This is a genomic window from Phytohabitans houttuyneae, from assembly GCF_011764425.1.
Taxonomy (GTDB): Bacteria; Actinomycetota; Actinomycetes; order Mycobacteriales; family Micromonosporaceae; genus Phytohabitans; species Phytohabitans houttuyneae.
The window spans coordinates 58,432-83,071 of sequence record NZ_BLPF01000005.1 but is presented as its reverse complement, the minus strand read 5'-3'; the positions used below and the strand labels follow the sequence as shown (position 1 = coordinate 83,071).

Genomic DNA, 24,640 nt, shown 5'->3' with positions numbered 1-24,640 from the left:
GCCGTTACAGGGGGCTACGAGAGGAGCTTGCGGACGGCGCTCTCCGTCGGTGCGGAGACCACCTGGCCGTCGTGGTAGAGGTCGACGACGCGCGGATCCACGTACGACGCCCGCGCCACGGCCGGCGTGTTGCCGAGCAGCTCAGCCACCTCGCGCATCACCGCCGCCACCGTGCGCTTGCGGCGGGTCGCCGAGCCCTGCGTCCCCTCCCCCGCCAGCTTGGCCGCGGCGAGCACCGTAGCGTGCCACGTGCGGAAGTCCTTGGCGGTCATGTCGGTGCCGCTCGCCTCGCGCAGGTACTCGTTGACCTCGTCGCTGCGCACGTCGTGCCACCCGCGCCCGTTCCAGTACGCGAACAGCCGCTCGGCACCCTTGCGGCGCCGGCGCAGCGCGCGCAGCACCTCGCACACCCGCTCGTCGGTCACCTCGCAGGACTGGTCCACGCCGCCCTTCGCCGGAAACTCGAGCACCACGCACCCCTTGCGGCCGCGCACGTGCTCGGGGCGCAGCGTCGACACGCCGTAGGTGGGGTCGTCGCCGCCCGCGTACTCGTCGCCGCCCACCCGGAACGCGCCCATGTCCAGCAGTGCGGCGACCGCGGCCAGCACGCGCTCGCGTCCCAGGCCGCGCCCGCCGAGGTCGGAGTTGACCCGCCGGCGCAGGGCGGGCAGGTGTGCCGCGACGTCAAGCACGTGCTCGTGCTTGGCCGCGTCGCGGTCTGCCCTCCACTGTGGATGGTAGAGGTACTGCTTGCGCCCGGCTGCGTCCACGCCGGTGGCCTGGATGTGTCCGCGCGGGTCCGGACAGATCCAGACGTCCTTCCACGCCGGTGGGATCACCAGGTCGCGCAGGCGCTGGAGGGTTTCAGGGTCGGAGATCTTCCGGCCTTCCTCGTCCACGAACGAGACGCCACGCCCGCGCATGCGCCGCCCGTACCCGGGCGCGGACACGTCGCTACGCCGCAGCCGCACACGTCACCTCGTCCACGGCGGCGAGCACCTCCTCGACTCCGATCGAACCGACCGCCGGGCCGCGCCACAGCGCGCGGTGCTCGGGCCGGTCCGGAGGCGGTCCCCACAGGTCGGGCGTCACGGGTCCGAAGAGGACCACGGACGGGATGCGGTACGCGGTCGCCAGGTGCGCGACGCCGGTGTCGCCGCTCACGACGAGCTTCGCGTGCGCCACGACGCCGGCCAGCTCGGCGGGGTCGGTGCTGCCGGCCAGCACCGAGTCCTCACCCAGCCCTGCCAGCTCGGCGACACACTCGGCGATCGGTCGCTCGGCGGCGGAGCCGGTGACGGCAACGTCGAACCCGCGCGCGGCCAGGTGGCGGGCCACGGCCGCGAAGCGCTGCGGCGGCCAGTGCCGTTCGGCGGCTTTGGCACCGGGGTGTACGACCGCGACGCCGGCGCGCGGCGGCACCGGTGGCGGGAGCAGCGCGAGGTCGGTGGGGTCGGTGGGGATGCCGTACCACTCGAGGAGGCGGCACCAGCGCCGCACCTCGTGCTCGCCGTCACTCCACTCAGGACCGTCCACATGCTCCGCTTGCGGGCACGCGAAGGCGTACAGCCGCTCGGGGTGGGCGCGGCGCAACAGCCGGTGCGACTGCGGCCCCGGCCGTGGAGGTTGACCGCCCATGAAGCCTGCGGCAGCGCGCGGCCCTCCAGCCCGTCGCAGGGCACCAGCGCGTCGATCCCGCCGATCAGCTCGACCATCGGGCTGAGCCAGGCCGGCGCGGCGAGCGCGAGCGTACGGTCGGGAAACGCCCGGCGCAGCGCGCGCAGGGCCGGCACGCCCGTCGCCAGGTCACCGATCCCCAACGCCCGCAACACCAGGATCATGGGTACGACGACTCCTGCTCGGCGCAGACCACGATCTCGCGGACCGCGCTGCCGGGCGGCTGGTTCAGCGCGAACATGACCGCGTTGGCCACGTTGGCCGGGTCGTTGAGCTGGGCGTCCGGACCCGGCTTGTACTGCTCGTCCCGCCCGTCGAAGAACGGCGTGCGCATCCCGCCGGGCACCAGCAGCGTCACGCCCACCGTGCCGGCGAGCTCCGCGGCGAGCGCGCGGGTGAAGCCCACGACGCCGAACTTCGCGGCGCAGTACGCGGTCGCGTCGCTGACCGCCTTGAAGCCGAGGGTGGAGGCGACCGTGACGACGGTGCCGTGCGCGCGCTCCAGAGACGGCAGGGCGGCCCGGACGACCGCCGCCGTGGCGAACAGGTCGATCGTGACCGTGCGCTCCCACACCTCGGCCGGTACGTCCGCCAGCCGCCCGGGCACGTCGACGCCGGCCGCGGTCACCACCGCGTCCAAGCGGCCCGCCTCCGCCGCGATGCGGCGGGTGGCCTCCTCGGCCGCACCGGTGTCCGCGAGGTCGCACTCGACCCACACCGCGCCGTCGACCGGTACGACCGGTGGCTGCCGGTCGAGGATGAAGGGGCGCCAGCCCTCCTTCGAGGCGGCGGCGACCACCGATGCGCCAAGCCCGCTGGAACCGCCGCTGACCAGTACGACCTTCATCAAACTCCCTCCAGGTGCCGAGCCGCCGCGATCATCCGCGTCGTCGAGCGGCCGTCCAGGTACGGCACGATCACGCATTCCCCACCCCACCGTTGAACGAGGTCGGCCTCGGGAAGCAACCCTCCGTCACTGCCGTAGTCGCCGCCCTTGACCCACACGTCGGGGCGGAGCCAGGACAGGACGGCGTCGGGCGTGGACTCGTCGAACACCACGACCGCGTCCACGGCGGACAGCGCGGACAGCAGCCGTGCCCGGTCCTCCTGCCGCACCATCGGCCGCTCCGGCCCCTTGAGGGAGGTGACGCTGCTGTCGGAGTTAAGGCACACGACGAGGCAGTCGCCCAGCCGGCGGGCCGCCTCCAGCGTGGCGATGTGCCCCGCGTGCAGCAGGTCGAAGCAGCCGCCGGTGGCGACGACCCGGCCACCCCGCGCGCGTACCCGCCCGACCAGCTCGCCCACCGCGTCCCTGCCGACGCCGGCGGCGCCGGCCACCGGCTCCTGCTGCGCGAGCGCGGCCTGCACTCCCCCACTCGCCACGTACGCGGTGGCCTCCCGCACGCCCTCCTGCACCGCCTCGGAGACGAGCGCACCACCGGCGAGCGCGAGCGCGGCCGTCGTGGCGAAGCGGTCACCGGCGCCGCAGGTGTCGCCGTCCATCCGGCCGGGCGCCGGCACGACAAGCGGCGTGGGGCCGTTGCAGAGCAGCGCGCCGTCGCCGCCCATCGTCACGGCCACGGCACCGGTGCGCCAGCGCGTGCGCAGCTCCTGCCCGCCGCGCGCGGCGGCGGCGACCCGGCTGCCCCCGCCTGAGTCGCCGGTCAGGTGCTGGACTTCGGCCTCGTTCGGCGTGGCGAGCCGTACGCCACGCACCGGCGCCGGCCCGCGCGGATGCGGGTCCCACACCACCGGAGCGGTCGCCTCGGCCAGCGCGGCGCGCAGCGCCGGGTGCCTGGCCATGCCGCGCCCGTAGTCGCTGACCAGGATCGCGTCCGCCTCGGCGATGGCCATGAGCGCGGCTTCCGTCGGCTCACCGTCCACTTCGGCGTCGCCGCGGTCCAGCCGCAGCAGCGCCTGCCCGCGCGAACGCAGCCGGATCTTCTCGGGCGTCGTACCAGTCATCCGCAGCGGGTAGATCCGGACGCCGGCGGCGGACAGCAGCGCGCTCAGTCGGGCACCGGCCGCGTCGTCGGCCAGCCCGGTGACAAGCGCGACGTACTCGCCGCGGCGGGCGGCCAGCAGCGCCGCCAGCCCGGCCCCGCCGGGGCGGTCCGTTGTGGACTTCTCGGCCAGCACGGGCACCGGGGCGTCCGGGCTGATCCGGCTCACGGCGCCGTCGACGTCCCGGTCCAGCAGCGTGTCGCCGACAATGACGATCATCGCAGCCCTCCCACCGGTACCGCGCGCCGTGCGGGCGCGGGCAGCGACGGCAGTGCGAGGTCGACGTACTCGCAGAGCACGTGCACCGAGACCAGGTGCAGCTCCTGCACGACCTGCGGGTCGGGCGACGGCACCGCGAGCACGTCCGAGCAGAGCTCGGCGAGCGGGTTGGGGGTGGGTCCGGTGAGGCCGAGGACGCGCAGCCCGCAGTCGGCGCCGGCCTCGGCGGCGGCGAGCAGGTTGGTGCTGCGGCCGCTCGTCGACAGCAGCAGCAGGATGTCGCCGGCGCGGCCGTGGGCGCGTACCTGGCGGGCGAACACCTCGTCGTACCCGAAGTCGTTGCTCACCGCGGTCAGCGAGGAGGTCTCGGCGGTGAGCGCGATCGCGGACAGCGCCGGCCGGTCGTCGCGCAGCTTGCCCACGAGCTCGGCGGTCAGGTGCTGGGCCTCGGCCGCGCTGCCGCCGTTTCCGGCCGTGAGCAGCCGCCCTCCGCCGGCCAGCAACCGGGCCAGCTCGTGCCCCCACCGGGAGAGCTTGCGGGCGGCCTGGCGGTACGGCACGAGTGCCGACGCCAGGCTCGCCAAGTGACTGTCCAACACGGACAGCGCTCCATCCTCCATCAGGCCACCGCTCCTGTCGCCGGCCGCAGCCCGCTCACGGTCGCGTACAGGGCGCCCAACTGCTCGGCGGCCCGCTTCCACGAGTAGCACTGGCGGGCCCGGTCGAGCGCCGCCGTGGCGTACGCGAAGCGCCGCACCGGGTCGCCGAGCACGCGGCGCAGCGCCATGCCGAGCGAGCGCGGGTCGCGCGGCGGCACAAGGTCACCGGTCAGCCCGTCCACCACGGTGTCGGTGAGGCCGCCGACGCCGGTGGCGACCACGGGCACGCCGCAGGCCATCGCCTCCAGCGGGGTGAGGCCGAACGGCTCGTACCAGGGCGCGGTCGCGAGGACGTCCGCGGAGCGGTACCAGCGGGGCATCTCGTTCGCCGGCACGGCGCCCACGAGGTGCAGGCGGTCGGCGACCTTTGTGGACTCCGCGAGGCTGCGCAGCTTGCTGGCGAACGGGTCGGTGTCCAGGCTCCCGGCCGCCGGCCCGCCCACGATGACGCACTCGGCGCCCGGCACGATCTTCAGCGCGCGGATGACGTCGGCGAAGCCCTTGCGTTCCACAAACCGGCCCACCGTCAGGATCCGCGGCCGGTCGGGGTCGCGCGGCGCCGCGGGACCCTCCGGCGAGAAGCGCTCACTGTCCACACCAGACGGGATCAGCGCCATGCGGTTGCGGGGCACGCCCATCCGCACCAGCTCGCGCACCTCGTCCTGGCATTGCGCGACGACGCGGTCGACGGCCTTGCCGAGCATCCGCTCGTACCCGATGCGCCGGGCCGGGCTGGTGTCCGCCGCGCCCTGGTGCCGCTTCTTCACCGTGCCAAGCGCGTGGTACGTCTGCACCACCGGAACGCCCGTCTGGCGACCCGCGGTCACCGCGGCGAGCCCGCTCATCCAGAAGTGTGCGTGCGCGACGCTCGGCGCCCACTCGTCGCTTCGCCACTCGTCGACGAGCCAGCGGCCGAAGTCCTTCATGTACGGCAGCAGGTCGTCCTTGGGCAGCGGCTCGGGCGGGCCGGCCGGCACGTGCGCGACCGTCACCCCCTCCCGCACCGTGACGAGAGCCGGCAGGTCGGCGGAGTCCCGGCGCGTGTACACGCGTACGTCGTGCCCTTCGACGGCCAGCGCGGCGGCCAGTTCGGCGACGTGGGTGTTCTGCCCGCCGGCGTCGACTCCCCCGAGCGCGGCCAGCGGGCTGGCATGTTCCGAGATCATCGCGATGCGCATGGCGAACCTCCTCCTACCCCAGGACCACGGAAATCCCCAGGACTATGGATGGACTCGAACAACCTGTCCCAGTCGGCCAGGAAGCGGTCGAGCCCGTAGCGTTCATTCGCCGCCACCTGGGCGCGTGCGCCCAGCCGGCGGGCCTCCTCCGGCTCCTCCAGCAGCCACCTCGCCGCCTCCACGAGCGTCTCCACCCGGGTCGACAGCACGCCGGCGTCCGGCGGCACCGCCCGGACCGCCTCGGTGGTGGCGAGCGCGACGACGGGCATGCCCATCGCCATCGCCTCCAGGAGGCTCAGGCCGAGCGAGGTCCACCGGCACAGGTGCAGGTACGCGCGGCGCCGGGCGAGCTCGGTGTGCATCCGGGCCTGCGGGAGGTCCTCGTGGGCGTCCACGCCGGACAGGGCGTTCAGGTCGGCGACGCCCATGCCGTAGACGTCCAGCGGCGCCACCGCGGCAAACCGCGGGAAGAGGTCGGTGCCGGTGACCCGGCCGCGGCGCACCGGCTCGTTCGTGGCGACGGCCAGGCGCGGCAGCTCACCGGAGTAGCGGGCGGCCGGCGGCACGATGCCGTGCTCGATGACGGTGGTACGCGTGCCGCCGGTGTCCCAGAAAAGCTCGTTGAAGTGGGTCACGTGCACGACGAGGACGTCGTCGCGGTCGGCCATGGGGTGGCGGGTGGTGGGCACGTCACCCTTCGGCGTGTTGTGTTCCACATAGACAAGCGGTGGACGCCGGCCGAGCCAGCGGTCGACCAGCCCCAGCTCCTCGCCGCGCTGGAGCACCACCACGTCGACCTCCTCGGCCGCGAGGCGCTCCAGCGGGACCTCCTCCACCGTGTCCGGCCAGTCGTACGTGCGGGCGCGGCCGAGGCCGTACGGACCGCGGTCCGGCGTGACCGGCACGATGTAGCGGTGCTTGCCGTGTACGAAGGCTGTCGTCCACGAGCCGTGGACGTGCCAGAGCAGGATGTTCACGGCGCACCGACCCGACGTACCGCCTCGACCACCGCAAGCGGGTCCACCGTGGACAGGCACGGGTGGCCGGCGACGGGGCACACCGCCGCCCGCGTGTTCCGGCACGGCGCGGTCGCGTCGCCGAGCCGCACCCACGGCACGCGGTACGGCCCCCACTGTCCGAACGGGACGGTCGGCGCGAAGAGGCTCACCACCGGCGTGCCGACGGCGGCGGCGAGGTGGGCCGGTCCGGTGTTGGACACGACCACGCAGGCGGCGCGCGCGATGACCGCGGCGAGCGCGCCGAGCGAGGTCTGCCCGCCCAGGTCGAGCGCGGCGGCACCGGCTACCCGGGCGCTGAGCGGGCGCTCGTCCGGCCCGCCGGTGACCACGACGCGGTGGCCGGCGGTGGTGAGCGCGACGACGATCGCCTCGTACCGCTCGGGTGGGCACGCGCGGGCCGGCACCGAGGCGCCGGGGTGCACGACCACGTAGCCGGGCGCCAGGTCGGTGGCCGCCTCCGCCACGCGGATCCGCAGCTCGGGCACGTCGTCGGGGGGCAGCGGAAAGCCGGCCGCGGCCGCCAGTGAGAGCGCGCGCTCCGGCTCGGGGATGCCGAGCGGCACGCGGTGCCGTACGTCCAGAAGGGAGCCCGGGTAGTCGTCGCTGATCGCGGAGATGCGGTCCACGCCCGCCATGCGCAGGACCAGGGCCAGCGGGAGCGCGCTCTGGTGGAACGAGGTGAACAGCACCGCCTCCTCCGGCGCCGCCGCCGCGATGCGGTCCACCATCCGGTCCACTTCGGACCTGTCCAGCGGCTCAGGGCTGGGGTCGATCCACGGCAGCTGCCACTCGATGATCTCGTCCACTCCGGGCAGCAGCTCGGCGGCGCGGCGCCCACGGGGTCCGCAGAGCATGACCACCCGCTCGGCGCCGGCGGCGACCGCCCGGATCGCGGGCCCGGTGACCAGCACGTCACCGGCCGAGTCGGGCCGGGCGACGAGCACCGTGCCCCGCCGGTGGCCGGCGGTGCCCGCGGGGACCAGCCGGGAACGGCGCAGGATCTGGTGTACGGCCGCATTCAGGTCGCCGGCAACGGTCGGCGCGGCGGCGACCTCCTCGGCTCGGGTGACCGCCGTGGGCACCAGGATCGCGGCGGCGCCCGCCGCACCGGCGGCGCCCATGTCCCGGCCGATGTCGCCAACGACCACGCAGCGCTGGGGAGTGGTCCCCAGCGCCGCGGCCGCATCGACGATCATGCCGGGTTGCGGCTTGCGACACCGGCATCCGTCGCGTTCTCCGTGCGGGCACACCTGCCAGGTGTCGAACGGCCCGAGGAGCTCCTCCACCCGGGCGTTCACCCTCGCCACGTCGCCCGGCGTCAGCAGGCCGCGGGCGATGCCCGACTGGTTGGTCACCACGCCGAGCCGAAAGCCGGCCGCGCGGAGCCGATCCAACGCGGCCCGGGCACCCGGCATCGGGCGCACGAGGGCCGGGTCCCCGTTGTAGGGCACATCCCGGACGAGAGTGCCGTCGCGGTCGAAAAGCACCGCATCGAACAGGTGGCTCCGCACGTGACGCTGGTTCCCGGGGGCAACAGAAGTAAACATCAACTGATCCCCGTCCCGACCGGCCGCGCACCGCGCCACCGCCACCAGCCTCGAAGCCAGTGCGCGGTCGCAAGCGGCGGGATGATTGTGCTGGTCAGGAGCGTTGTCGCGACCTCGCGAGGCGCCTTCGGGCCGGCCTTGACACGGGCGGCCGCAAACTCCGCCGTACCAGCCGCCCACGCCGCTCCGGCGACCGCCCGCAGCCGCGGCACGGCGAGGGCCACGACAAGCGCCGCGGTGACGGCGACGTGGCGGGGACGCCGCCCGGGCAGCGCCTCGACGAGCGCCCGCCATCGCGGTCCGTACATATGTCGCAACAGGGCGTCATCGGCGTTTCCGCGCTGCGCGCGCAGGCTCACCCACGGCCCCTCCGGACGCACCGGATGGGTCACCCGCCGCGCGCCGCACACAAGATCCCAGCCGGCCTTCCGCACCCGGTACGCAAGTTCGGCATCCTCGCGGTACGCGCGGGGAAAGCGCTCGTCGAAGCCGCCCACCTCGGCCAGGGCCGCGCGGCGGTAGGCCATGTCCGCCGTGATCCAGCGGGCCTGCTCGAGGCCCGCGGTGGAACGCTCCCAATCGGTCGGTTGGCGGTCCGCCGGCAGCGGCACCCGGATCCGGCCCTGCACGCCGCCCACCCGCGGGGGCACGTCCAGGTCGGAGCGGAGGCGCGCAAACCAGTCCGGGTCGGGCACCACGTCGTCGTCGAGAAAAGCCACCCAGGGAAAGCGGGCGGCCTGCCAGCCCGTGTTGCGCGCCGCCGCCGGCCCACGGCCGCGTCCCGTCAGCAGTTTCGGGTACGAGCCATCGCGCGCCGGCAGCCTCAGCGGGCTCAACCGCTCGGGCCGGTCGTCGACCACCAGGATCTCGGCTCCCTCCCTTATGGACGGTGCGAGGTGGTCGAGCAGCACGGCGAGGCTCGGCCGCCCGACCGTCGGTACGACGATCGAGATCACCGGAACACCTCGGCCCGGTGCACGGCGTACGGCCCGATCGCGAGCAGGTCCACCGGTGCCGAGCCGAAGAGCTCCATCGCCTCGCGCGGTGTGTCCACGATCGGCCGCCCCGCGGTGTTGAGCGAGGTGTTGACGACGACGGGCAGCCCGGTCAGCCTGTCGAACTCGGCCAGCATCTCGGCCACCAGCGGCTCGCTGTCGGGATCGACCGTCTGCACCCGCGCCGTACCGTCCACATGCACCACCGCCGGGATCCGGTCCCGCCACTGCGGCCGTACCTTGTGGACGAACAGCATGTACGGGCTCGGCAGCACGCCCTCGAAGACCTCGGCCGCCCGCTCGGCACGCACCATCGGCGCGATCGGCCGGAACTGCTCGCGCCCCTTCACGTCGTTCATCCGGCGGGTCGTGTCCTGGTCGCCGGGGTGAGCCAGGAGCGAGCGGTGGCCGAGCGCGCGCGGTCCGTACTCGCCACGCCCCTGAAACCACGCCACGATGCCGTTGGCGGCCAGCACGCGCGCCGCCTCGGCGGCGATCGACTCGGGCCGGGTGAACGGCAGCGCCGCGCGTTCCAGATCCGCCTCGATCTCGCGGTCGCTCCAGCCGCGGCCCAGCGCGACGCCGGGCATCGGCTCCGGCCGCGCTCCGCCGTCGCGGGCGACGTGCAGCGCGGCGCCGAGCGCGGTACCGGCATCGCCCGCCGCGGGCTGTACCCAGACGTGGTCGAACGGGCCCTCGGCGGCGAGCCGCGCGTTGGCCACGCAGTTGAGCGCGGTGCCGCCGGCCATCGCCAGCACGCGCGGGCCGCCGGCCGCCTCGTAGGTCCAGCGGGCCAGGTCGAGCAGCACCTCCTCCAGCCGCTCCTGCACGCTCGCGGCCAGGTCGGCGTGCTCACCGGTCATCTCGCCATCCGCCGTCCGGCGCTTGGCGAGGCTGTCCCAGGCGATCGGCTCGACGGTGAAGCCGCCGTCGCCGTTGGCCCGCACGAGGTCGCGCAGCAGCGGCAGGTGCTTGGGCTCGCCGTACGAGGCGAGGGCCATCACCTTGTACTCGTCGCTGGAGTGCTGGAAGCCCAGATGGCGGGTCAGATCCTCGTAGAGCAGGCCGAGCGAGTGCGGCAGGCGCTGGGCGTACAGCTGGCTGAGGTGGCCGTCGCGGTACGCGCCGGCGAGGTGACTGGCGGACTCGCCGCGGCCGTCCAGCACGAGCACGGCGGCGTCGTCGCGGTGCGGCATGGCGAGGCCGGCCGAGGCGGCGTGCGCGACGTGGTGGGGCACGAAGCGGACGATCCCCGGGTCGAGGCCGGGCAGCGCGGTGGCCAGAAACTGCGGCGCACGCTGGGCATACTCCACGCGCAGCCAGTCCCAGGGGTCGCTCTCGCCGAGGTCGTCGCCGCACAGTGCCGGGTCGAACGAGTACGCGACCGCGTCCAGGTCGCCCGGCTCCAGGCCCGCCTCGGCGAGGCACCAGGCGGCGGCCAGCTCGGGCAGTTCCCAGGCGCTGAAGGGCACGGGCCGCTTGCCGTGCTTACGGCGGCTGAACCGTTCCTCCTCGGCGGCGGCCACGACGCGACCGTCCACGACGACAGCCGCGGCTGGATCATGAAAGATCGAGTTGACACCCAAGACCCGCATGCCCGGCGGGATACCCCTGCATGCCGCGTCTAACCATCAGGGCGGCGCGGCGTCCGGGCACCCTGACCGGCTCAGGCGGCGTGGACGGTGATGTCGCCGACGTCCGCTGTGAGCTTGATCCGGTGGTTCGCGTCGGCGCGGTTGGGCAGGTCGATCGTCGTGTCGCCCACGTCGACCCGCACGTCGAAGCGGTACGCCGCGGTGGAGGGCAGGTAAACAGTGGTGCTGCCCACGTCGTTGGTGGCGTCGAGGCTGTCCGGCGCCGCGCCGTACCGCAGGTCCACGTCGCCCACGTCGGTGCGGACGCGCGTGTTTCCGGCGAGGCCGGTGCCGTTGATCGCGCCGACGTCGGTGGTGACGTCCAGCGGTCCGGTGATGCCGGTGATCGTCACCGGGGCCGCGTCGACATTGATCTTCAAGGAGATCCCGGCCGGCGCCTCGATCCGGTACGTGGTCTCGCAGTTCTTCCGGATCCGCCACTGCGTGTCGCAGCCGTCGTCGCGGAGGAAGAGCGTGCCGCCGTCGGTGCGCCGGCTGGTCTTGGGAGCCGTCCCGGAGTACTCCCGGCGCTCGGTCACCCGCACCCCACCCGCGGTGGCGACGACCTCGACCGCGCCGGCCTCGCCGCGCAGGTCGATGGTCTTGATCTCGGTGAAGTCGTAGGTCTCGACGGTGCTGGACGTCTCCCCGTCGGTAAGGCCGCAGCCGGTCGCGGCGAACAGGGCGGCGGTGGCCGCTGTCACGAGGCCCAGAGTGGACAGTCTGGCAGGCATTGCCCGATCGTGCCGCCGTGCCGGGCCTGAAGGGATCCGGCACCGACCCTGACCTGGCCCGGAACCCTCGCCCCTACGGGAGCGCATGGGAAGGTATCGATCGCGGAATTGAGCCGTGAGCCGTAACACAGGATACTTGGGGTCCCAGCACCCAAAGGAGTGTGATGACGGACCGACCGGACTGGGCACCCGCCGAAGTCGATCACAACACCGCCACCGTGGCGCGGGCGTACGACTACCTGCTCGGCGGCTCGCACAACTTCGCGGCGGACCGGGCGCTGGCCCGGCAGATGATCGCCGCTGTACCCGAGGTGAAGGTTCAAGCTCGGGCAAACAGGGCGTTTCTCCACCGCGCCACGCGCTTTGTGCTCGACCAGGGCGTCCGGCAGTTCCTCGACATCGGTTCGGGCATCCCCACCGTCGGCAACGTCCACGAGATCGCGCAGAAGGTCGACCCCGAGGCCCGGGTGGTCTACGTGGACATCGACCCGATCGCGGTGGCGCACAGCCGGCAGATCCTGGCCGGCAACCCGAACGCCTCGGCCATCCGGGAAGACTTCGCCAACCCGCACGCGATCCTCTCGCACCCGTCGGTCGTCGAGCTGATCGACTTCAGCCAGCCGGTGGGGCTGCTGCTTGTCGCCCTGCTCCACGCGGTCCGCGACGAGCGCGACCCCTACGGCGCGCTGGCGGTGCTGAAGGACCGCCTCGCGCCGGGCAGCTACCTGGTCATCGGCCACGGCACGCACGAGCATCACCCCGACCAGTTCGAGGAGGTGGCGGCGGCCGTCTCGCGCACCGCGACGCCGCTCGCGATGCGCACCCACGCCGAGATCCTGCGGTTCTTCGACGGCTTCGAGCTGGTCGAGCCGGGCCTCATCTGGGCAAACGAGTGGCGCCCGGACACCGGCGACCAGCCCAGCACCCTCTCCGCTTTCAACTACGGGGGCGTGGGGCGCAAGCCATGACACCCATCGAGCGGTTCGCTCTGGCGTGGGGCCGCTCGGTCCACGATGCCAGCTACGTACTGCTGTCCGGCGCGGAGCGTGACGCGTACTTCCTCGACCTGACCAAGCGGATCGCGTCCGCGCTGGTCGCCGAGCGGTTCGACCCGGCGGTCGGCTACCGGGTCGGCGTCGACCTGGCCAGCACCGAGGAGATCGCGCCCGAGGCGCTCGGGCGCACGATCACCGAGCTGTCCACCCGGCTTCTCTCCACATTGGAGCTGTCCGGTGTGGTCGGTCGCGAGCGGGTCACCGCGCTTGTCGAGGCGCTGTCGATGGGATACGCGACGGCGCTGCACGACCACACGCTCGACCGGCAGGAGGCGGTGCGCCGGGCCGACATCGCCGCACGCTCGGAGGCGGAGATCGCCCTGCGCCGCAGCGAGGAGCGGTTGCGCCACACGCTGCTGCACGACTCGCTCACCGGCCTGCCCAACCGCACCCAGCTCAGCCGGTGGCTGGACGACCTGCGCACCGACCCGGCCGCACCGGAGCGCTTCGGCGTCTGCCTGATCGCCCTCGACCGCTTCGGCGCCGTCAACAACAGCCTCGGCTACGCGGCCGGCGACCGCCTCCTCACCGCGGCCGCCGCCCGCCTCGCCGAGGTGCCCGGCGCGGTCGCCTGCCACCTCGGCGGCGACGAGTTCGCGCTGCTGATCCGTGGCACGGCGGAGCCGGAAGACGCCATCAAGCCGGCCGATCGGGCGTTGGTGGCACTGCGCACACCGTTTGAAGTGGACGGTCACGAGTTGCCGATGTCCGCCAGCGCGGGCGTCGTGGAGCGCTCCGTCGCCGAGGGCGACCCGGCCGACGCGCTGCGTGCCGCCGCCATGGCGCTGCACTGGGCCAAAGTGGAGGGTCGCGACCGGTGGCGCTTCTTCGACGAGGCGCGCAACGCGAGTGCGGTGGCCCGTTACCGGCTGTCCGCCGAGATGCCGGCCGCGCTGGCCCGCGGCGAGTTCGGGCTGGCCTACCAGCCGATGGTGGACCTCGCCACGGGCCGGGTGGTGGGCGTGGAGAGCCTGGCGCGGTGGGACCACCCCGAGCTGGGAGAGCTGGCCCCCGACCGCTTCATCGGGCTCGCCGAAGACTCCGGCTTCATCCTCCCGCTCGGCATGCACCTGCTGGAGCTGGCCTGCCGCCAGGCCGTGCGGTGGCACGGCGACGGCGGCGAGCCGCCTTTCGTGAGCGTCAACCTGGCCGCGCGCCAGCTCTGCCACCCGGGCCTCGCGGCCGAGGTCGCCGTCGTCCTCGACCGCGTCGGCCTCCCGCCGCACCGGCTCCAGCTCGAGATCACCGAGCACGCGGCGATGACCGCCGAGGGCGAGGCCGTGGACAACGTGCGGGCGCTGGCCGGCATGGCCGTGCGCGTGGCGCTGGACGACTTCGGCACCGGCTACTGTGGACTGTCCTATCTGCGCCGGCTGCCCGTGCACGCCATCAAGCTGGCCGGCTCCTTCGTGGCCGGCCTCGACGGCGACAGCGCGACAAGCCGCACCGACGAGGCCGTGCTGGCCGCACTGATCCACCTGGGCCACACCCTGCGCCTGACGGTGACCGCAGAGGGCATCGAGACCGAACGCCAGCGCACCCGCCTGCGGGAGCTCGGCTGCGACCTGGGCCAGGGCTGGCTCCTAGGCCGCCCCGCCTCCGCCCCTCCCGGTTGACTCCGCCCCTCCCGGTTGACTCCGCCCCTCCCGGTTGACTCCGCCCCTCCCGGTTGATCAGGGACCTCGTGGGTGGACACGCCGGCCGACACGCCCACCAACTCCCTGATCAACAGCCCACAGGGGGCGCGGGGTCAGTAGATGGCGCGGTGGGCGGTGGCTATCAGGGCGTGGTAGGCGTCGCCGGTGAGGAAGCGGTCGCGGGCCAGGGCGGCGCGGGCGGCGTTGGCGCCGGGACCGCCGTGTACGCCGGCACCGGGGTGCGCCGACGAGCTGGCCAGGTAGAGGCGGTCGACGGGGGTGTCCGCGCGGCCCAGGCCGGGGATCGGGCGGAGGAAGAGCTGCTGGTGGGCCGCCGAGGTGCCGCCGCCCAGCGTGCCCCCCACCAGGCTGGGGTTTTCCCGCTCCAGGTCGCCGGGGCCAGCCACGTGGCGGCCCACGACGAGCCGGCCGAAGCCTGGCGCGTGCTCCTCCAGGGCGCGCTCCATCCGCTCCACGTGGGCCAGCACCACATCGGCCGGCCACTCGTGGCGGAACGGCAGGTGCGTGTAGCTCCACAGCGACTCGGTGCCGGCCGGCGAGCGCGAGGGGTCGGCGGTGCTCATCTGCCCCACCAGGAGGAACGGGTCGTGCGGCACCTCGCCGGTGGTCAGCGCCGCCGCGTACCGGGTCAGGCCGTCCAAGTCGGCACCTAGGTGGATGGTGCCGGCGCCGGCCGCGGCGGGGTTCTTCCACGGCACCGGCCCGGACAGCGCCCAGTCCACTTTGACCGTCGAGCCGTCCCACTGGAAGTGGGCCAGATCCTCGACGAGCCTCGGCGGCAGCACGGCGGCGCCGACCAGGTCGAGGTAGAGCGCGGGCGCAGGAACGTCGGCGAGCACCGCGCGGCGGGCCCGCCACCGGCGGCCACCCGTCGTGGACACGCCGAGCGCGCGGCCGCGGGCGGTGATGACGCGATAAGCGCGCGCACCGTACTCGATGTGTCCGCCCCTTGTCCGCAGCCGCGCGACGAGCGCGTCGGTGATGCGCTGCGCGCCGCCCTCGGGCACCGGCCAGCCGAACTCCTGGCCGAGCATCGCCAGCAACCATCCGTACACGCCGCTGCCGGCGTCCTCGGCGGACAGGTCGGTGTGCAGCGCGCACCCGGCCAGCAGCAGTTGGGCGCCCTCGCCGCGGAAGATCTCACGGCCGAGCCTGCGGCTGGGCAGGATGAGCCGGCGGGCCAGGCGCAGCGCACCGGCCGGCCGGAGCCGGGCGAGCAGCGCCGCGCCGCCGCGCACGGGCGGAAACGGCGTGAAGAGCGTGTCCAGCATCGGCGCGGAGACCGAAAGCCACTCGCTGTACGCCGCGAGCCAGCGCTCCCCATCGCCCGGCGCGAACTCCTCGACGGAGGCGGCGGTGGTCTCCGGCACCCGGTTGAGCCGGGCCGCGCGCCCGTCGGGCAGCAGATGGGTGAGCACGTCGGGTGCGTGCCGCCAGGACAGCCCGTGCTCGGTGAGGCCGAGCGCGCGCATGACCGGCGACGCGTACCCGAGCGGGTAGAAGGAGCTGTAAAGGTCGCTGAGGTAGCCGGGGGCGGTGACCCCGGCGGACCGGATGGCCCCGCCGGGCGCGGCGGTGGCCTCCAGCACGACCACGTCCCACCCGGCGTCGGCCAGCAGGTTTGCGGCGACGAGGCCGTTGTGCCCCGCGCCGATGACGACCGCGTCCACGGCCGCTGCGTCCACGGCGCTCACACCAGCAAGCTACCGCTGGCGGGCCTTGGCCGTTTGGCGGTTGTTGGCCTTTTCGATGGCGGCGACGAGGTCGGCCTTGTTCATCCGGGAGCGGCCGGGAACGTCGAGCTTCCGCGCGATCTCCATCAGGTGCTCCTTGGAGGCGTTCGCGTCGACGCCGCCCGCGGTCGGCGCGGGCTTGTCACCGTACGAGCGTTCGGCCTGCGCGTCGCTCGGCCCTTTGCTCTCCTTCGGCTCCCAGTGGTCGCCGACCTTCTCGAACGAGTGTTTCAGGGCGGCGAACGCCGTGCGGTGTGACCGCTCACCCTCGCCGTACGTCTCGACCGCCGAGTCGTGGGTCTTCGCCCAGGTGTCCTGCGCTTTCTTCGGGGAGCGCCGGATCGTGCTGGGCATGTCCTCGCGTGCCGGCATCGCTGCCTCCTTCTGAACGCGTTCCTTGAGAGCCGTCAGGACCCCCTACCCACCGTCCGGGCAGACAAACGTTTGCCCACGTCACAGCGCGGGTAGAGGCGGGCATGGCGTCAACCGCGGCATCCGCCTCCACCCCCGCCCGCAGACCTTCGCGGGCATCGTTCGCGACCTGGCGGGGCGTGTTCGTCCGCGCGGTACGCGAGTTCATGGACGACAACTGCACGGACTGGGCCGCGGCCCTGACGTACTACGGTGTGCTCGCCCTCTTCCCCGCGATGATCGTGATCGTGGCGCTCGTCGGCCTTGTCTCCGAGGGCCAGCGCACCGTCGACACGATTGTGGAGATCGCCACCGACCTCGGCGCCGGTTCAATCGTCCAGAACCAGAGCGTCATTGACCAGATCCGCGCGGTCACCAGCCAGGGCTCGGCGAGCGTGCTGCTGAGCTTCGGCATCATCGGTGCGCTCTGGTCCGCGTCCGGCTACATCGGCGCGTTCACCCGCGCGTCGAACGCGATCTACGAGGTCGACGAGAGCCGCAAGTTCTACAAGCTGCGCCCGCTCCAGCTGCTGATCACCGCGGCCGCGCTGGTACTGCTCGCGATGGTGGCGGTGATGCTCATCGTGAGCGGCCCGGTCACCGACGCGATCGGCAACGCGCTGGGCGTCGGCGACGGCGCGCGCATGACCTGGTCGATCGTGAAGTGGCCGGTCCTCATCCTGATCGTGATGGCGCTGCTCGGGCTGATGTTCTGGATCGCGCCGGACGTCGAGCAGCCGCGCTTCCGGTGGATCACTATCGGCGGCGCCGTGACGCTTGTCGTGTGGGCCATCGCGTCGTTCGGCTTCGGGCTCTACGTGGCCAACTTCAGCTCGTACCGGGGCACGTACGGCACCCTCGGCGGTGTCATCGCGTTCCTGGTCTGGCTGTACCTCTCGAACTGCGCGGTCCTGCTCGGCGTGGAGATCAACGCGGAGTCCCGCAAGGTGGCGATGCCGGAGAAGGCGCAGGAGGACGGCGAGGTGTTTGCCTCCCCCGACGAGGGGTAGGACGAACATATGGAACGGGGAAACAGCAAGCACGGTCCGCGCCTGGACGACGAGATGGCCCGCGAAGTGCGGGGCACTGTCCAGGGCGTGGCCGGATCGCGGGCCGAGGAGTGGCGTGAGCCGGAACCGGCCGGCGAAGACCAGCCCGAGGCCACCGAGGTGCCGGCGGGAGACCGCCGCTCGGGGGTCCCGCAGGGCATGACGAGCGAAGAGGTGGAGCAGCGCAGCGAGCTGGGTCGGTACATCGACCTGTCCGCACTGCCCGCCGAACGCGAGGCCCTGCGGCGTACGGCGGAGAAGAACCACGCACCGGACGAAGTGCTCGACGAGTTGGCCCGCCTGCCGGCTGGCCGCACGTTCGAGACCGTGTCCGAGGTGTGGGCCGTACTCGGGCACGCGAACGAGACGACACGGTGGTAGGAGGACCCAATGGGTGGTGTGACCGAATCGGTTGACGTGGCGGTACCGGTGCGGACCGCTTACAACCAATGGACCCAGTTCGAAGAGTTCCCCCGCTTCATGGAAGGCGTCCAGGAAGTCCGGCAACTGTCGGACACCATGACCCACTGGAAGACGGAGATCGCTGGCGTCAAGCGCGAGTTCGACGCCCGGATCACCGAGCAGATCCCCGACGAGCGGGTGGCCTGGACCTCGACCGAGGGCACCCGGCAGGCCGGTGTGGTGACCTTCCACCGGCTCGACGACGACCACAGCCGGGTCACGGCCCAGATGGAGTTCGAGCCGGACGGCGCGCTGGAGAAGGCGGCCGACAAGCTCGGCGCGGTGACCCACCGCGTGAAGGGTGACCTCAAGCGGTTCAAGGAGTTCATCGAGAACCGCGATCAGGAGACCGGCGCCTGGCGCGGTCAGGTCTGAGCCGTAACAGCGGTTTCTGTCGTCCCGTCGCCTGCCCGGCGGCGGGACGACGCCGCGTACAGGGCCATCAGCAGCAGGCACATCACGACGAGTGACGGACCGAGCGCCTCCACGTCGATCCGGCTGATCAGGATGCCGACGAGGCCGGGCAGGAGCGCGCCGCCGAGAGCCGAGCCGCCAAGCTGTACCCCGATCGTCCGGTCGGTGTGCGCCTCACCCACCCGGTCCGAGGTCATCAGCGTCATCAGCGGGAAGACCGGCGCGGCCGAGAAGCCGATGATGCCGAGGCCGAGCACCGCCACCCAGCCCGGCGCCGGGAGCGCGACGAGCACCGCGCCACCGGCCATGCCGGCGAGGCTGGCCCACAGCACCTGGCCGCTGCCCACCCGCTCGGCGACCACGCCCTGCACGACGCGGCCGAGGAAGAGACAGGCCCAGTACCCGGAGACGCAGACACCGGCCACCGCGTCGCTGAGCCCCCGCCCCTCGGTCAGCAGCGTGTACGCCCACAGGCCGGCCGCCACCTCGACCGCCACGTACACGGCGAAGGCGAGCGCGCCCAGCCAGACCGCCGGAATCACGAGCGTGGCGCGGATCGGCACAGCGGGTGGCGCGGGCACGTCGACCTGGGACGGCCGGTGCACCGCCCAGCGGTTGACCGTGAGGACGAAGGCGGTGGCGAGGATCACCTGGGCGCTCGCGACCACGCCGTACCCCCATCGCCAGGACAGGCCCGCGGAGAGCGCCGTGGTCATGATCAGCGGGCCGATGGCGACGCCGAGGCCGAAGAAGGCGTGCAGCCAGTTCATGTGGCGGGGCCCGAAGGCCGCGGCCGCGTAGGCGTTGAGGCCCGAGTCGATCGCGCCGCCGCCGAGGCCGAGCACCAGCGCGAACGCGACCATGACGGCGAGGGCCGGGGAGACCGCGTACGCGGCGAGGCTGATCGCACACAGCGCGGTGCTGCCGGCGAGCAGCCGTCCCACGCCCAGCCGCGCGATCGTGAACCCGGCCGCCACGCTCGATGTCAGGTATCCGACCGTCCCCACGGTGAGCAACACGCCCACCGTCTCGCGGGGCACGTCGAACTCCTCGCTGATCGAGGGCCAGCCCACACCGAGCAGGCCGTCGGGCAGCCCGAGGCTGATGAAGGCGAAGTAGGCCAGGAGCAGCATGCCCCCGCGGGTACGCATCACGAGAACCGATCTTAAGTCGGCGCCGGCGCCCTCCGGATCTTGGACGATCCGCGCCGATGCCCGGCCGTCCAAACCGGACGAACATGACAACATCAGCCGAACGTCCGACGGGCGATCGGGGCGCATCGCGCAAAACTGTCCGGATGCGCCGTGCTCCTCAAGCCACCGGCTTCCTGACCCCGCGCCAGCGCCAGCTCGCTTGGCTGGGCTTCGTCCTCGTCGCGCTCCAGGCACCCGTCGCCGCGAAGGTGCTGCCCGACGACTCGTGGTTGTTCAGCATCGTCGTCGCCGTGATGGTCGCAACGGTCATCATGGCCGATGACTCCATGCGACGACGCCCTGCCACAGAGTAACCTCACTCCGCGTGACATCGGTCTCAACCCCGCAGGCGTCCCCAATAATCAGCCGACCGGTTGAGGCTGGCCCGCCGGAGCCCGGCTAGCGTCGATCCCCATGACTGGGCTGTTCAGCGGATTCACTTCGCGCGCCGCCACGCGTTCGGCACGTTCCGAGATCAACGGGATGATGTCGGCGTTCGGCACGTCCGGCCTCGAGGCCGCCGCCCGCCACCCCGGCCTGCTCGCCGCAATCGACCAGCACGCGGCGGCGATCCGCGACAGCCTGCTGGGCGACCTGCGGCCGCTGACGCCGGTGCACCTGGCGGGCTACGCCGAGGGCGTCCGCGACGCGGCCGCGGAGCACGGCTGGCGCCTTCCCGAGGGACCGATCGACTGGTCGGCCGGCGTCGACTGGGTGCTGACCCGGCTGCTCGCCGTCTGCCACCTCGCGTACACACCGATCCCGGCCCAGCGCCGCGCCTGACGCCACCGCGGGCCCGCGGGTGGCCGCCCCCAGTGGAGATCTCCGGGGTGGCCTTCCAGATCCAACCCGAAGCGGATGCGAGCTGCCGCGATGTCCGCGGTGGTCCGGACCGTTGCTCCCGCGGCCTCACCCTCCGCGTTTGCACACCAAGGCCGGCCGCGCGCACGGTCCGCGGGTATGCGGCGAGCCGCGGCGGACGCTACCGATCTGGTGGCAGCAATGCGCCTAGCCCTGCCGGGATGGCGCGTGTCCAGGTCGCTGGTCCCGCGCTCACGGCGGCGGACGCCGCAGCGCCGTCGCGGATGGCTTTACTACCGTCAGTGACCATCCGTTGGACGCAAGCAGCGCCGCAGTCGAAATCTTGGTGAGTTGGTGCGTCTCGACCTTCAGAGTTGGGATTGCTCCCCCACACGTCTGATCGTCCCCTACCCGTGCTTCTGCAGATCTTTTGAGGCTGGAGTGCGCGAATCCACTCGCAGTTCGACGCCGCCGTCGCGGTCTGTGACTACCGATCAGGCGCAGGCGGTTTCAGCTTCGAAATCTTGGTGAGTTTGCGCGCCATTTCGACGCCAACTTGCCAAGATCTGCCGGAACGGGCTCCTGGGTAGAACTGGGCGACCGCGAAGGGTGAGGCGGCACCGCAGGCACAGCGGCAGCTCACATCCAACTCGGGGCGGACCCTGACCGCGAAAGGACTCGAGGGCGCCGCACTGTGGACGGACACGGCTTGCCCACCTCGAAGTGAGGACGTCACGCCGCGCGAGCTTGATCCGAGGGACGGCCTGGCCCGTCCGCGCCGACGAGACGCCCAGTCGCGGCGATCGCACAACAGCCCCGTGGGCGCACTCCTGCTACCAGCTCGGTAGGCCAACACGCCCGACCCCCGCGGAGGGTGAGGCCGCGGGAGCAACGGTCCGGACCACCGCGGACATCGCGGTAGCCCAAAAATTAAGGCGGGGGCGCATGTGGCGCCCCCGCCTCAGCCACCGAAAACAGCCAGCCTACTGCTGAGGCTCGATCCGCTGCGTCTCGTCGTTAGCGCGCGGCGGCATGTCGCCGCCACCCGCCTGATAGATCCCCGGCTGCCCGGCCCCGGCCCCCGGCATGCCCGGCGCCCCGGCTGCCGGCGGCGGCGCGCCCGTCCCGGACATCGCCGGCGCGGCCACCGGCGCCGTCTCCGCGGTGCGGTCGCCCATCTGGCGGCGGGTGTCGTCGCGGCCGCTGTTGTACGCCTGCGTCTGCGCCCGGATGGCCTGCGACTCGGTCGCCGCCCGGTCGAGCAGGCCCTCCCAGCGCTGCTGCATCGGGCGGATCAGGCCGCCGCCGACGCCGACGATCAGGATGCCGGCGATCGTGGCCAGCGCGGCGATCAGCACCGGTGTGGTGACCGTGGTGGCGATGCCGACCTGGTTGAGCGCGGCGATGGCGCCCAGCACGATGATGAAGACCCAGCAGAGCGTCGCCAGCAGCTTGCCGTACGAGAGGCCGCCGAGCGCGCTGCCGACCAGGTCGCGCACTGCGTTGGCGATGGCGATCGCGACGACCATGATGACGATGGCGACGAAGGCCTTGGGCAGCCACGAGACCACGCTCGTGATCAGGTCGCTGACCGGGTTCGGGCCCCAGATCGAGAAGGCGATCTGGAGTACGAGCAGGAGCAGCGCGTAGTACACGATGCGGGCGGCGATCGTGCTGGCGTCGTAGCGGCTGCGCTGGAATGCGCGGCCCATCCCGCCCCGCTCCATGGCGCGGTCGAGGCCGACCCGCTTCAGCCCCTTGTGGACGATGCGCCGGATGAACCGTGCCACGATCCAGCCCACGAAGAGGATCGCCAGGAAGGCGACCGCCTTGGGCAGGAACACGAACACGGACTTCCACATATCGGTGAGCGCGTCGTCGATGTCGACCTGCCCCACCGCCAAAGGCTCGGACATGGGTGCCTCCAGTTGCCAGAGCGAGCGTTCCGAGTTTGAGCGTCATATGCATCATGCACCCCTTTGAGGTGTTTTTCCGGCTTTTCCGGACAAAAAGAAGAGCCCGCCCCAAACGGGCAGGCAACAAGAAGGGCCCGCCCAAACGGGCGGGCCCTTCGCGAGCGGTCAGCGAAGACCGTTGCGGACCGCGACGGCGACCAGCGTGTCGGGGTCGTCGGAGATGATCCCGTCCACACCCAGGTCGATCACGCGCTGCATGACCGCCGGGTCGTTGACCGTGTACGGCACCACCTTGAGGTCGTACCGCTCCTGCAGCACCGGCACCGCCGGCCCGTGGAAGTAGGAGGGGTCGGTGCGCAGGTACCAGTCCGGGTGCGGCGCCGCCACCTGCGCGGGGTCGTGCACCTGCCAGTTGGACGAGACCGTGGCGGCACCGGCCGCGCGGACCAGCTTGCCCAGGTCGCGGTACCTCCACCAGTCCAACCCACCGGTCCACGGGCTCTTGACGGACCGGTCCCCGTACGCCGCCTGGAGCGAGCACTCGTCGGCGACCGTGGCGCACTCGGCCGGGCCGTACTGCCAGACCAGCGCCACCGTCTCGATCCGCCGGTCGAGCTTGCGGGCCAGCAGGATCGTGCGCCAGTCGAACGACTGGATCGTCACCCGCTCGACGAACCCGGCCCGCTGCACCGACGAGACAAGGAGGCGCGTGAAGACGTCGTACGGCGCGGTGTCGGCGGCGGTCGGGCTGATCTTGGTTTCGATGTTGAGCCGCACGTCGTGGCGGCCGGAGGACCGTACCAGCGCGAACACCTCGCCCAGCGTCGGAATCCGCGCGCCTGGCACCGCCACCTGCGACGGGAACTCGGCGAGCGTCTTCGAGCCGCAGTCGATGGTCTTGATCTGCCGCAGGGTGAGGTCGTGCACGCGCTTGCCCACGTACGGGAACTCCGGGTCACCCGCCCACGCCGGCGCGGTGTCCACGCAGTGCGAGCCGTTGATCGTACGGTCGTGGATCACCACGAGCTGCCCGTCCTGGGTGACGCCGGTGTCCAGCTCCAGCGTGGAGATCGCGCGGTTGGCGAGCGCGTACTCGAACGCGGGCAGCGTGTTTTCCGGCCGTACCGCGCGGGCGCCCCGGTGGCCCTGGATGTCGAACGGCGACGCGTACCCGCGCGGGAGCTTGTAGCCGCGCTGCGCGAGCAGCCCGCGGAGCCGGTCGGGGTAGTCGGTGATGATGCCATCCACCCCGTCGTCGACGAGCTTGCCCATCGTGGGCAGGTCGTCGATGGTCCACGGCACCACCTTGATGCCGTTGCGGTGGGCGTGGCGGACCATCTCCTTGGTCACGTACGGCTTGTAGCCGGGATCGACCACCGAGCCGCCCTGCGGCGTGCCGTGCACCGGCGAGAACGTGGTGACCCCGAAGCTCTTGATCGCCTTGATCGGGTCGCCACCGAAGTCGTCGATGTCGATGCCGCCCAGCCACGGCGAGGCGCCCGGCTGGCCGGTTTGCAGGAAGTCGATATTGGTGAGCGCCACCAGCGGGAGGCGCGGCTCGACCTGGCGCATGCGCATCAGCGCGCCCCAGTCGAAGCTCTGGATCGTGACCTGGCGCAGCAGCCCCGCCTTGCGGACCTCCCCCGCGGTCACCTGGACGAACTGCTCGCGCGGCGCCGTCTCACTCGGCGCCCCGGCCTCTACTTTCGTCTCGACGTTCAGCTTCACGGCGGACGCGCGGTACCGGTTGACCAGCGCGAACACCTCGCTGAGCAGCGGCATGCGCGCGCCCGGCACGGCCACCTGGCCGGGCTTGTCGGCGAGGGTCTTGCTGCCGCAGTCGAGGGTGCGCACCTGGGCGAGGGTGAGGGTGTTGACGTACCTGCCCACGTACGGGAACTCGGGATCACCGGGTGTCGCCGGCGCGGTGTCGACACACTTGTTGCCACTCACGCGGCGGTCGTGGGTGACCACCGCCTGGCGGTCCTCGGTGATCTGCACGTCCAGCTCCAGCGTGGAGACGCCGAGCTGCAGCGCGTTGCCGAAGGAGGCGAGCGTGTTTTCCACCCGCAGGCCGAGCCCGCCGCGGTGGGCCTGGACGTCGAACTCCGGCTTGTGCTCCGGGTGCGCCGCGGCGCCGCCGGGCAACTGCTTCGGGTGCGCCACGGCGGCACCGGGCAACGCCGTGAGGGTCAGGCCCGCGGCCAGGGCCGCGAGCGCGATTCTCCGCATCATCACGCGCGTGATCGTCGCGAAGCGGGGCAGCCTGCGCGTGGGCGCGG

22 protein-coding genes and 1 pseudogene are annotated in these 24,640 nt (G+C 72.6%); 7 read left to right on the top strand and 16 right to left on the bottom strand.

What is annotated here, in order from left to right; genetic code table 11:
- Nucleotides 1-14: 14 nt before the first annotated feature.
- The 11 genes and pseudogenes from Phou_RS49155 to Phou_RS49105 all read right to left on the bottom strand — a co-directional run bounded on the left by Phou_RS49155 (nucleotide 15) and on the right by Phou_RS49105 (nucleotide 11,666).
- Nucleotides 15-971 (bottom strand): DNA topoisomerase IB, encoded by a 957-nt coding sequence (locus Phou_RS49155; RefSeq protein WP_173071724.1) that lies wholly within the window; start codon nucleotides 969-971, stop codon nucleotides 15-17.
- Nucleotides 955-1,841, bottom strand: a pseudogene (locus Phou_RS49150) (glycosyltransferase family 9 protein). The gene Phou_RS49155 and the pseudogene Phou_RS49150 overlap by 17 nt, the downstream one beginning before the upstream one ends.
- Nucleotides 1,838-2,524, bottom strand: coding sequence for an SDR family oxidoreductase (locus Phou_RS49145; protein WP_173071722.1), 687 nt, complete (start codon nucleotides 2,522-2,524; stop codon nucleotides 1,838-1,840). The pseudogene Phou_RS49150 and the gene Phou_RS49145 overlap by 4 nt, the downstream one beginning before the upstream one ends.
- Nucleotides 2,524-3,900 (bottom strand): PfkB family carbohydrate kinase, encoded by a 1,377-nt coding sequence (locus Phou_RS49140; RefSeq protein WP_173071720.1) that lies wholly within the window; start codon nucleotides 3,898-3,900, stop codon nucleotides 2,524-2,526. The genes Phou_RS49145 and Phou_RS49140 overlap by 1 nt, the downstream gene beginning before the upstream one ends.
- The gene (locus Phou_RS49135; protein ID WP_173071718.1) at nucleotides 3,897-4,520 is read right to left on the bottom strand and encodes a D-sedoheptulose-7-phosphate isomerase; all 624 of its coding nucleotides are present in this window, start codon (nucleotides 4,518-4,520) and stop codon (nucleotides 3,897-3,899) included. The genes Phou_RS49140 and Phou_RS49135 overlap by 4 nt, the downstream gene beginning before the upstream one ends.
- Nucleotides 4,520-5,737 carry a glycosyltransferase gene (locus tag Phou_RS49130; RefSeq protein ID WP_173071716.1) on the bottom strand — a complete coding sequence of 406 codons (1,218 nt, stop codon included), beginning with the start codon at nucleotides 5,735-5,737 and terminating at the stop codon, nucleotides 4,520-4,522. Before Phou_RS49130 ends, Phou_RS49135 begins: the two co-directional genes overlap by 1 nt.
- Nucleotides 5,722-6,714, bottom strand: a complete 993-nt coding sequence (locus Phou_RS49125) for a glycosyltransferase (RefSeq protein ID WP_173071714.1) — start codon at nucleotides 6,712-6,714, stop codon at nucleotides 5,722-5,724. The genes Phou_RS49130 and Phou_RS49125 overlap by 16 nt, the downstream gene beginning before the upstream one ends.
- The gene (locus Phou_RS49120) at nucleotides 6,711-8,303 is read right to left on the bottom strand and encodes an HAD-IIIA family hydrolase (RefSeq protein ID WP_173071712.1); all 1,593 of its coding nucleotides are present in this window, start codon (nucleotides 8,301-8,303) and stop codon (nucleotides 6,711-6,713) included. Before Phou_RS49120 ends, Phou_RS49125 begins: the two co-directional genes overlap by 4 nt.
- Nucleotides 8,303-9,259: a glycosyltransferase family 2 protein gene (locus tag Phou_RS49115; protein ID WP_173071710.1), complete on the bottom strand. Its 957-nt coding sequence runs from the start codon at nucleotides 9,257-9,259 to the stop codon at nucleotides 8,303-8,305. The genes Phou_RS49120 and Phou_RS49115 overlap by 1 nt, the downstream gene beginning before the upstream one ends.
- Nucleotides 9,256-10,893, bottom strand: coding sequence for a carbamoyltransferase family protein (locus tag Phou_RS49110; RefSeq protein WP_173071708.1), 1,638 nt, complete (start codon nucleotides 10,891-10,893; stop codon nucleotides 9,256-9,258). Before Phou_RS49110 ends, Phou_RS49115 begins: the two co-directional genes overlap by 4 nt.
- Nucleotides 10,894-10,964: 71 nt before the next feature.
- Entirely contained in the window at nucleotides 10,965-11,666 is a 702-nt protein-coding gene (locus Phou_RS49105; protein WP_173071706.1) for a DUF4097 family beta strand repeat-containing protein, read from the bottom strand.
- A gap of 164 nt (nucleotides 11,667-11,830) precedes the next feature.
- On the opposite strand from Phou_RS49105, the gene Phou_RS49100 reads away from it, so the two are divergent.
- A complete protein-coding gene (locus tag Phou_RS49100; protein WP_173071704.1) occupies nucleotides 11,831-12,634 on the top strand; it encodes an SAM-dependent methyltransferase in 804 nt (267 codons plus the stop codon).
- On the top strand, nucleotides 12,631-14,337 hold the full coding sequence (locus Phou_RS49095) for a putative bifunctional diguanylate cyclase/phosphodiesterase (protein ID WP_173071702.1): 1,707 nt from the start codon (nucleotides 12,631-12,633) through the stop codon (nucleotides 14,335-14,337). Before Phou_RS49100 ends, Phou_RS49095 begins: the two co-directional genes overlap by 4 nt.
- 134 nt (nucleotides 14,338-14,471) lie before the next feature.
- On the opposite strand, the gene Phou_RS49090 is transcribed toward Phou_RS49095, so the two are convergent.
- Complete coding sequence (locus tag Phou_RS49090) at nucleotides 14,472-16,073, bottom strand: phytoene desaturase family protein (RefSeq protein ID WP_173071700.1); 1,602 nt, start codon at nucleotides 16,071-16,073, stop codon at nucleotides 14,472-14,474.
- 9 nt (nucleotides 16,074-16,082) lie between these two features.
- The gene (locus tag Phou_RS49085; RefSeq protein ID WP_173071697.1) at nucleotides 16,083-16,484 is read right to left on the bottom strand and encodes a ChaB family protein; all 402 of its coding nucleotides are present in this window, start codon (nucleotides 16,482-16,484) and stop codon (nucleotides 16,083-16,085) included.
- Nucleotides 16,485-16,588: 104 nt separating this feature from the next.
- Between Phou_RS49085 and Phou_RS49080 the strand changes: the two genes are divergently transcribed.
- Genes Phou_RS49080 through Phou_RS49070 form a run of 3 tightly spaced genes read left to right on the top strand, consistent with a single transcriptional unit; the run spans nucleotide 16,589 to nucleotide 18,409 of the window.
- Complete coding sequence (locus Phou_RS49080; protein WP_173071695.1) at nucleotides 16,589-17,533, top strand: YihY/virulence factor BrkB family protein; 945 nt, start codon at nucleotides 16,589-16,591, stop codon at nucleotides 17,531-17,533.
- Nucleotides 17,534-17,542: 9 nt separating this feature from the next.
- A complete protein-coding gene (locus tag Phou_RS49075; protein ID WP_173071693.1) occupies nucleotides 17,543-17,953 on the top strand; it encodes a DUF2795 domain-containing protein in 411 nt (136 codons plus the stop codon).
- Between the two features lie 9 nt (nucleotides 17,954-17,962).
- Nucleotides 17,963-18,409, top strand: coding sequence for an SRPBCC family protein (locus tag Phou_RS49070; protein WP_173071691.1), 447 nt, complete (start codon nucleotides 17,963-17,965; stop codon nucleotides 18,407-18,409).
- On the opposite strand, the gene Phou_RS49065 is transcribed toward Phou_RS49070, so the two are convergent.
- Nucleotides 18,400-19,599 carry an MFS transporter gene (locus tag Phou_RS49065; RefSeq protein ID WP_173071689.1) on the bottom strand — a complete coding sequence of 400 codons (1,200 nt, stop codon included), beginning with the start codon at nucleotides 19,597-19,599 and terminating at the stop codon, nucleotides 18,400-18,402. The two genes, Phou_RS49070 and Phou_RS49065, sit on opposite strands and share 10 nt — an antisense overlap.
- A 146-nt stretch (nucleotides 19,600-19,745) precedes the next feature.
- Here Phou_RS49065 and Phou_RS49060 point away from each other — a divergent pair, with 146 nt between their 5' ends.
- Both Phou_RS49060 and Phou_RS49055 read left to right on the top strand, forming a co-directional pair.
- Nucleotides 19,746-19,955 carry a hypothetical protein gene (locus Phou_RS49060; protein ID WP_173071687.1) on the top strand — a complete coding sequence of 70 codons (210 nt, stop codon included), beginning with the start codon at nucleotides 19,746-19,748 and terminating at the stop codon, nucleotides 19,953-19,955.
- A gap of 100 nt (nucleotides 19,956-20,055) precedes the next feature.
- Complete coding sequence (locus Phou_RS49055) at nucleotides 20,056-20,424, top strand: DUF6401 family natural product biosynthesis protein (RefSeq protein ID WP_173071685.1); 369 nt, start codon at nucleotides 20,056-20,058, stop codon at nucleotides 20,422-20,424.
- Between the two features lie 1,001 nt (nucleotides 20,425-21,425).
- Here the strand turns inward: Phou_RS49055 and Phou_RS49050 are convergent.
- Nucleotides 21,426-22,358, bottom strand: a complete 933-nt coding sequence (locus Phou_RS49050; protein ID WP_173071684.1) for a mechanosensitive ion channel family protein — start codon at nucleotides 22,356-22,358, stop codon at nucleotides 21,426-21,428.
- A 165-nt stretch (nucleotides 22,359-22,523) separates the two neighbouring features.
- On the bottom strand, nucleotides 22,524-24,593 hold the full coding sequence (locus tag Phou_RS49045) for a glycerophosphodiester phosphodiesterase family protein (protein WP_246274890.1): 2,070 nt from the start codon (nucleotides 24,591-24,593) through the stop codon (nucleotides 22,524-22,526).
- Nucleotides 24,594-24,640: the final 47 nt, after the last annotated feature.

Coding starts and splice junctions, on each gene's coding strand:
- Phou_RS49145 (WP_173071722.1), bottom strand. CDS start 2,524: ATGAAGGTCGTACTGGTCAGCGGCGGTTCCAGCGGGCTTGGCGCATCG.
- Phou_RS49140 (WP_173071720.1), bottom strand. CDS start 3,900: ATGATCGTCATTGTCGGCGACACGCTGCTGGACCGGGACGTCGACGGC.
- Phou_RS49135 (WP_173071718.1), bottom strand. CDS start 4,520: ATGGAGGATGGAGCGCTGTCCGTGTTGGACAGTCACTTGGCGAGCCTG.
- Phou_RS49130 (WP_173071716.1), bottom strand. CDS start 5,737: ATGCGCATCGCGATGATCTCGGAACATGCCAGCCCGCTGGCCGCGCTC.
- Phou_RS49120 (WP_173071712.1), bottom strand. CDS start 8,303: ATGTTTACTTCTGTTGCCCCCGGGAACCAGCGTCACGTGCGGAGCCAC.
- Phou_RS49110 (WP_173071708.1), bottom strand. CDS start 10,893: ATGCGGGTCTTGGGTGTCAACTCGATCTTTCATGATCCAGCCGCGGCT.
- Phou_RS49105 (WP_173071706.1), bottom strand. CDS start 11,666: ATGCCTGCCAGACTGTCCACTCTGGGCCTCGTGACAGCGGCCACCGCC.
- Phou_RS49100 (WP_173071704.1), top strand. CDS start 11,831: ATGACGGACCGACCGGACTGGGCACCCGCCGAAGTCGATCACAACACC.
- Phou_RS49095 (WP_173071702.1), top strand. CDS start 12,631: ATGACACCCATCGAGCGGTTCGCTCTGGCGTGGGGCCGCTCGGTCCAC.
- Phou_RS49085 (WP_173071697.1), bottom strand. CDS start 16,484: ATGCCGGCACGCGAGGACATGCCCAGCACGATCCGGCGCTCCCCGAAG.
- Phou_RS49080 (WP_173071695.1), top strand. CDS start 16,589: ATGGCGTCAACCGCGGCATCCGCCTCCACCCCCGCCCGCAGACCTTCG.
- Phou_RS49075 (WP_173071693.1), top strand. CDS start 17,543: ATGGAACGGGGAAACAGCAAGCACGGTCCGCGCCTGGACGACGAGATG.
- Phou_RS49070 (WP_173071691.1), top strand. CDS start 17,963: ATGGGTGGTGTGACCGAATCGGTTGACGTGGCGGTACCGGTGCGGACC.
- Phou_RS49065 (WP_173071689.1), bottom strand. CDS start 19,599: ATGCGTACCCGCGGGGGCATGCTGCTCCTGGCCTACTTCGCCTTCATC.
- Phou_RS49060 (WP_173071687.1), top strand. CDS start 19,746: ATGCGCCGTGCTCCTCAAGCCACCGGCTTCCTGACCCCGCGCCAGCGC.
- Phou_RS49055 (WP_173071685.1), top strand. CDS start 20,056: ATGACTGGGCTGTTCAGCGGATTCACTTCGCGCGCCGCCACGCGTTCG.
- Phou_RS49050 (WP_173071684.1), bottom strand. CDS start 22,358: ATGTCCGAGCCTTTGGCGGTGGGGCAGGTCGACATCGACGACGCGCTC.
- Phou_RS49045 (WP_246274890.1), bottom strand. CDS start 24,593: ATGATGCGGAGAATCGCGCTCGCGGCCCTGGCCGCGGGCCTGACCCTC.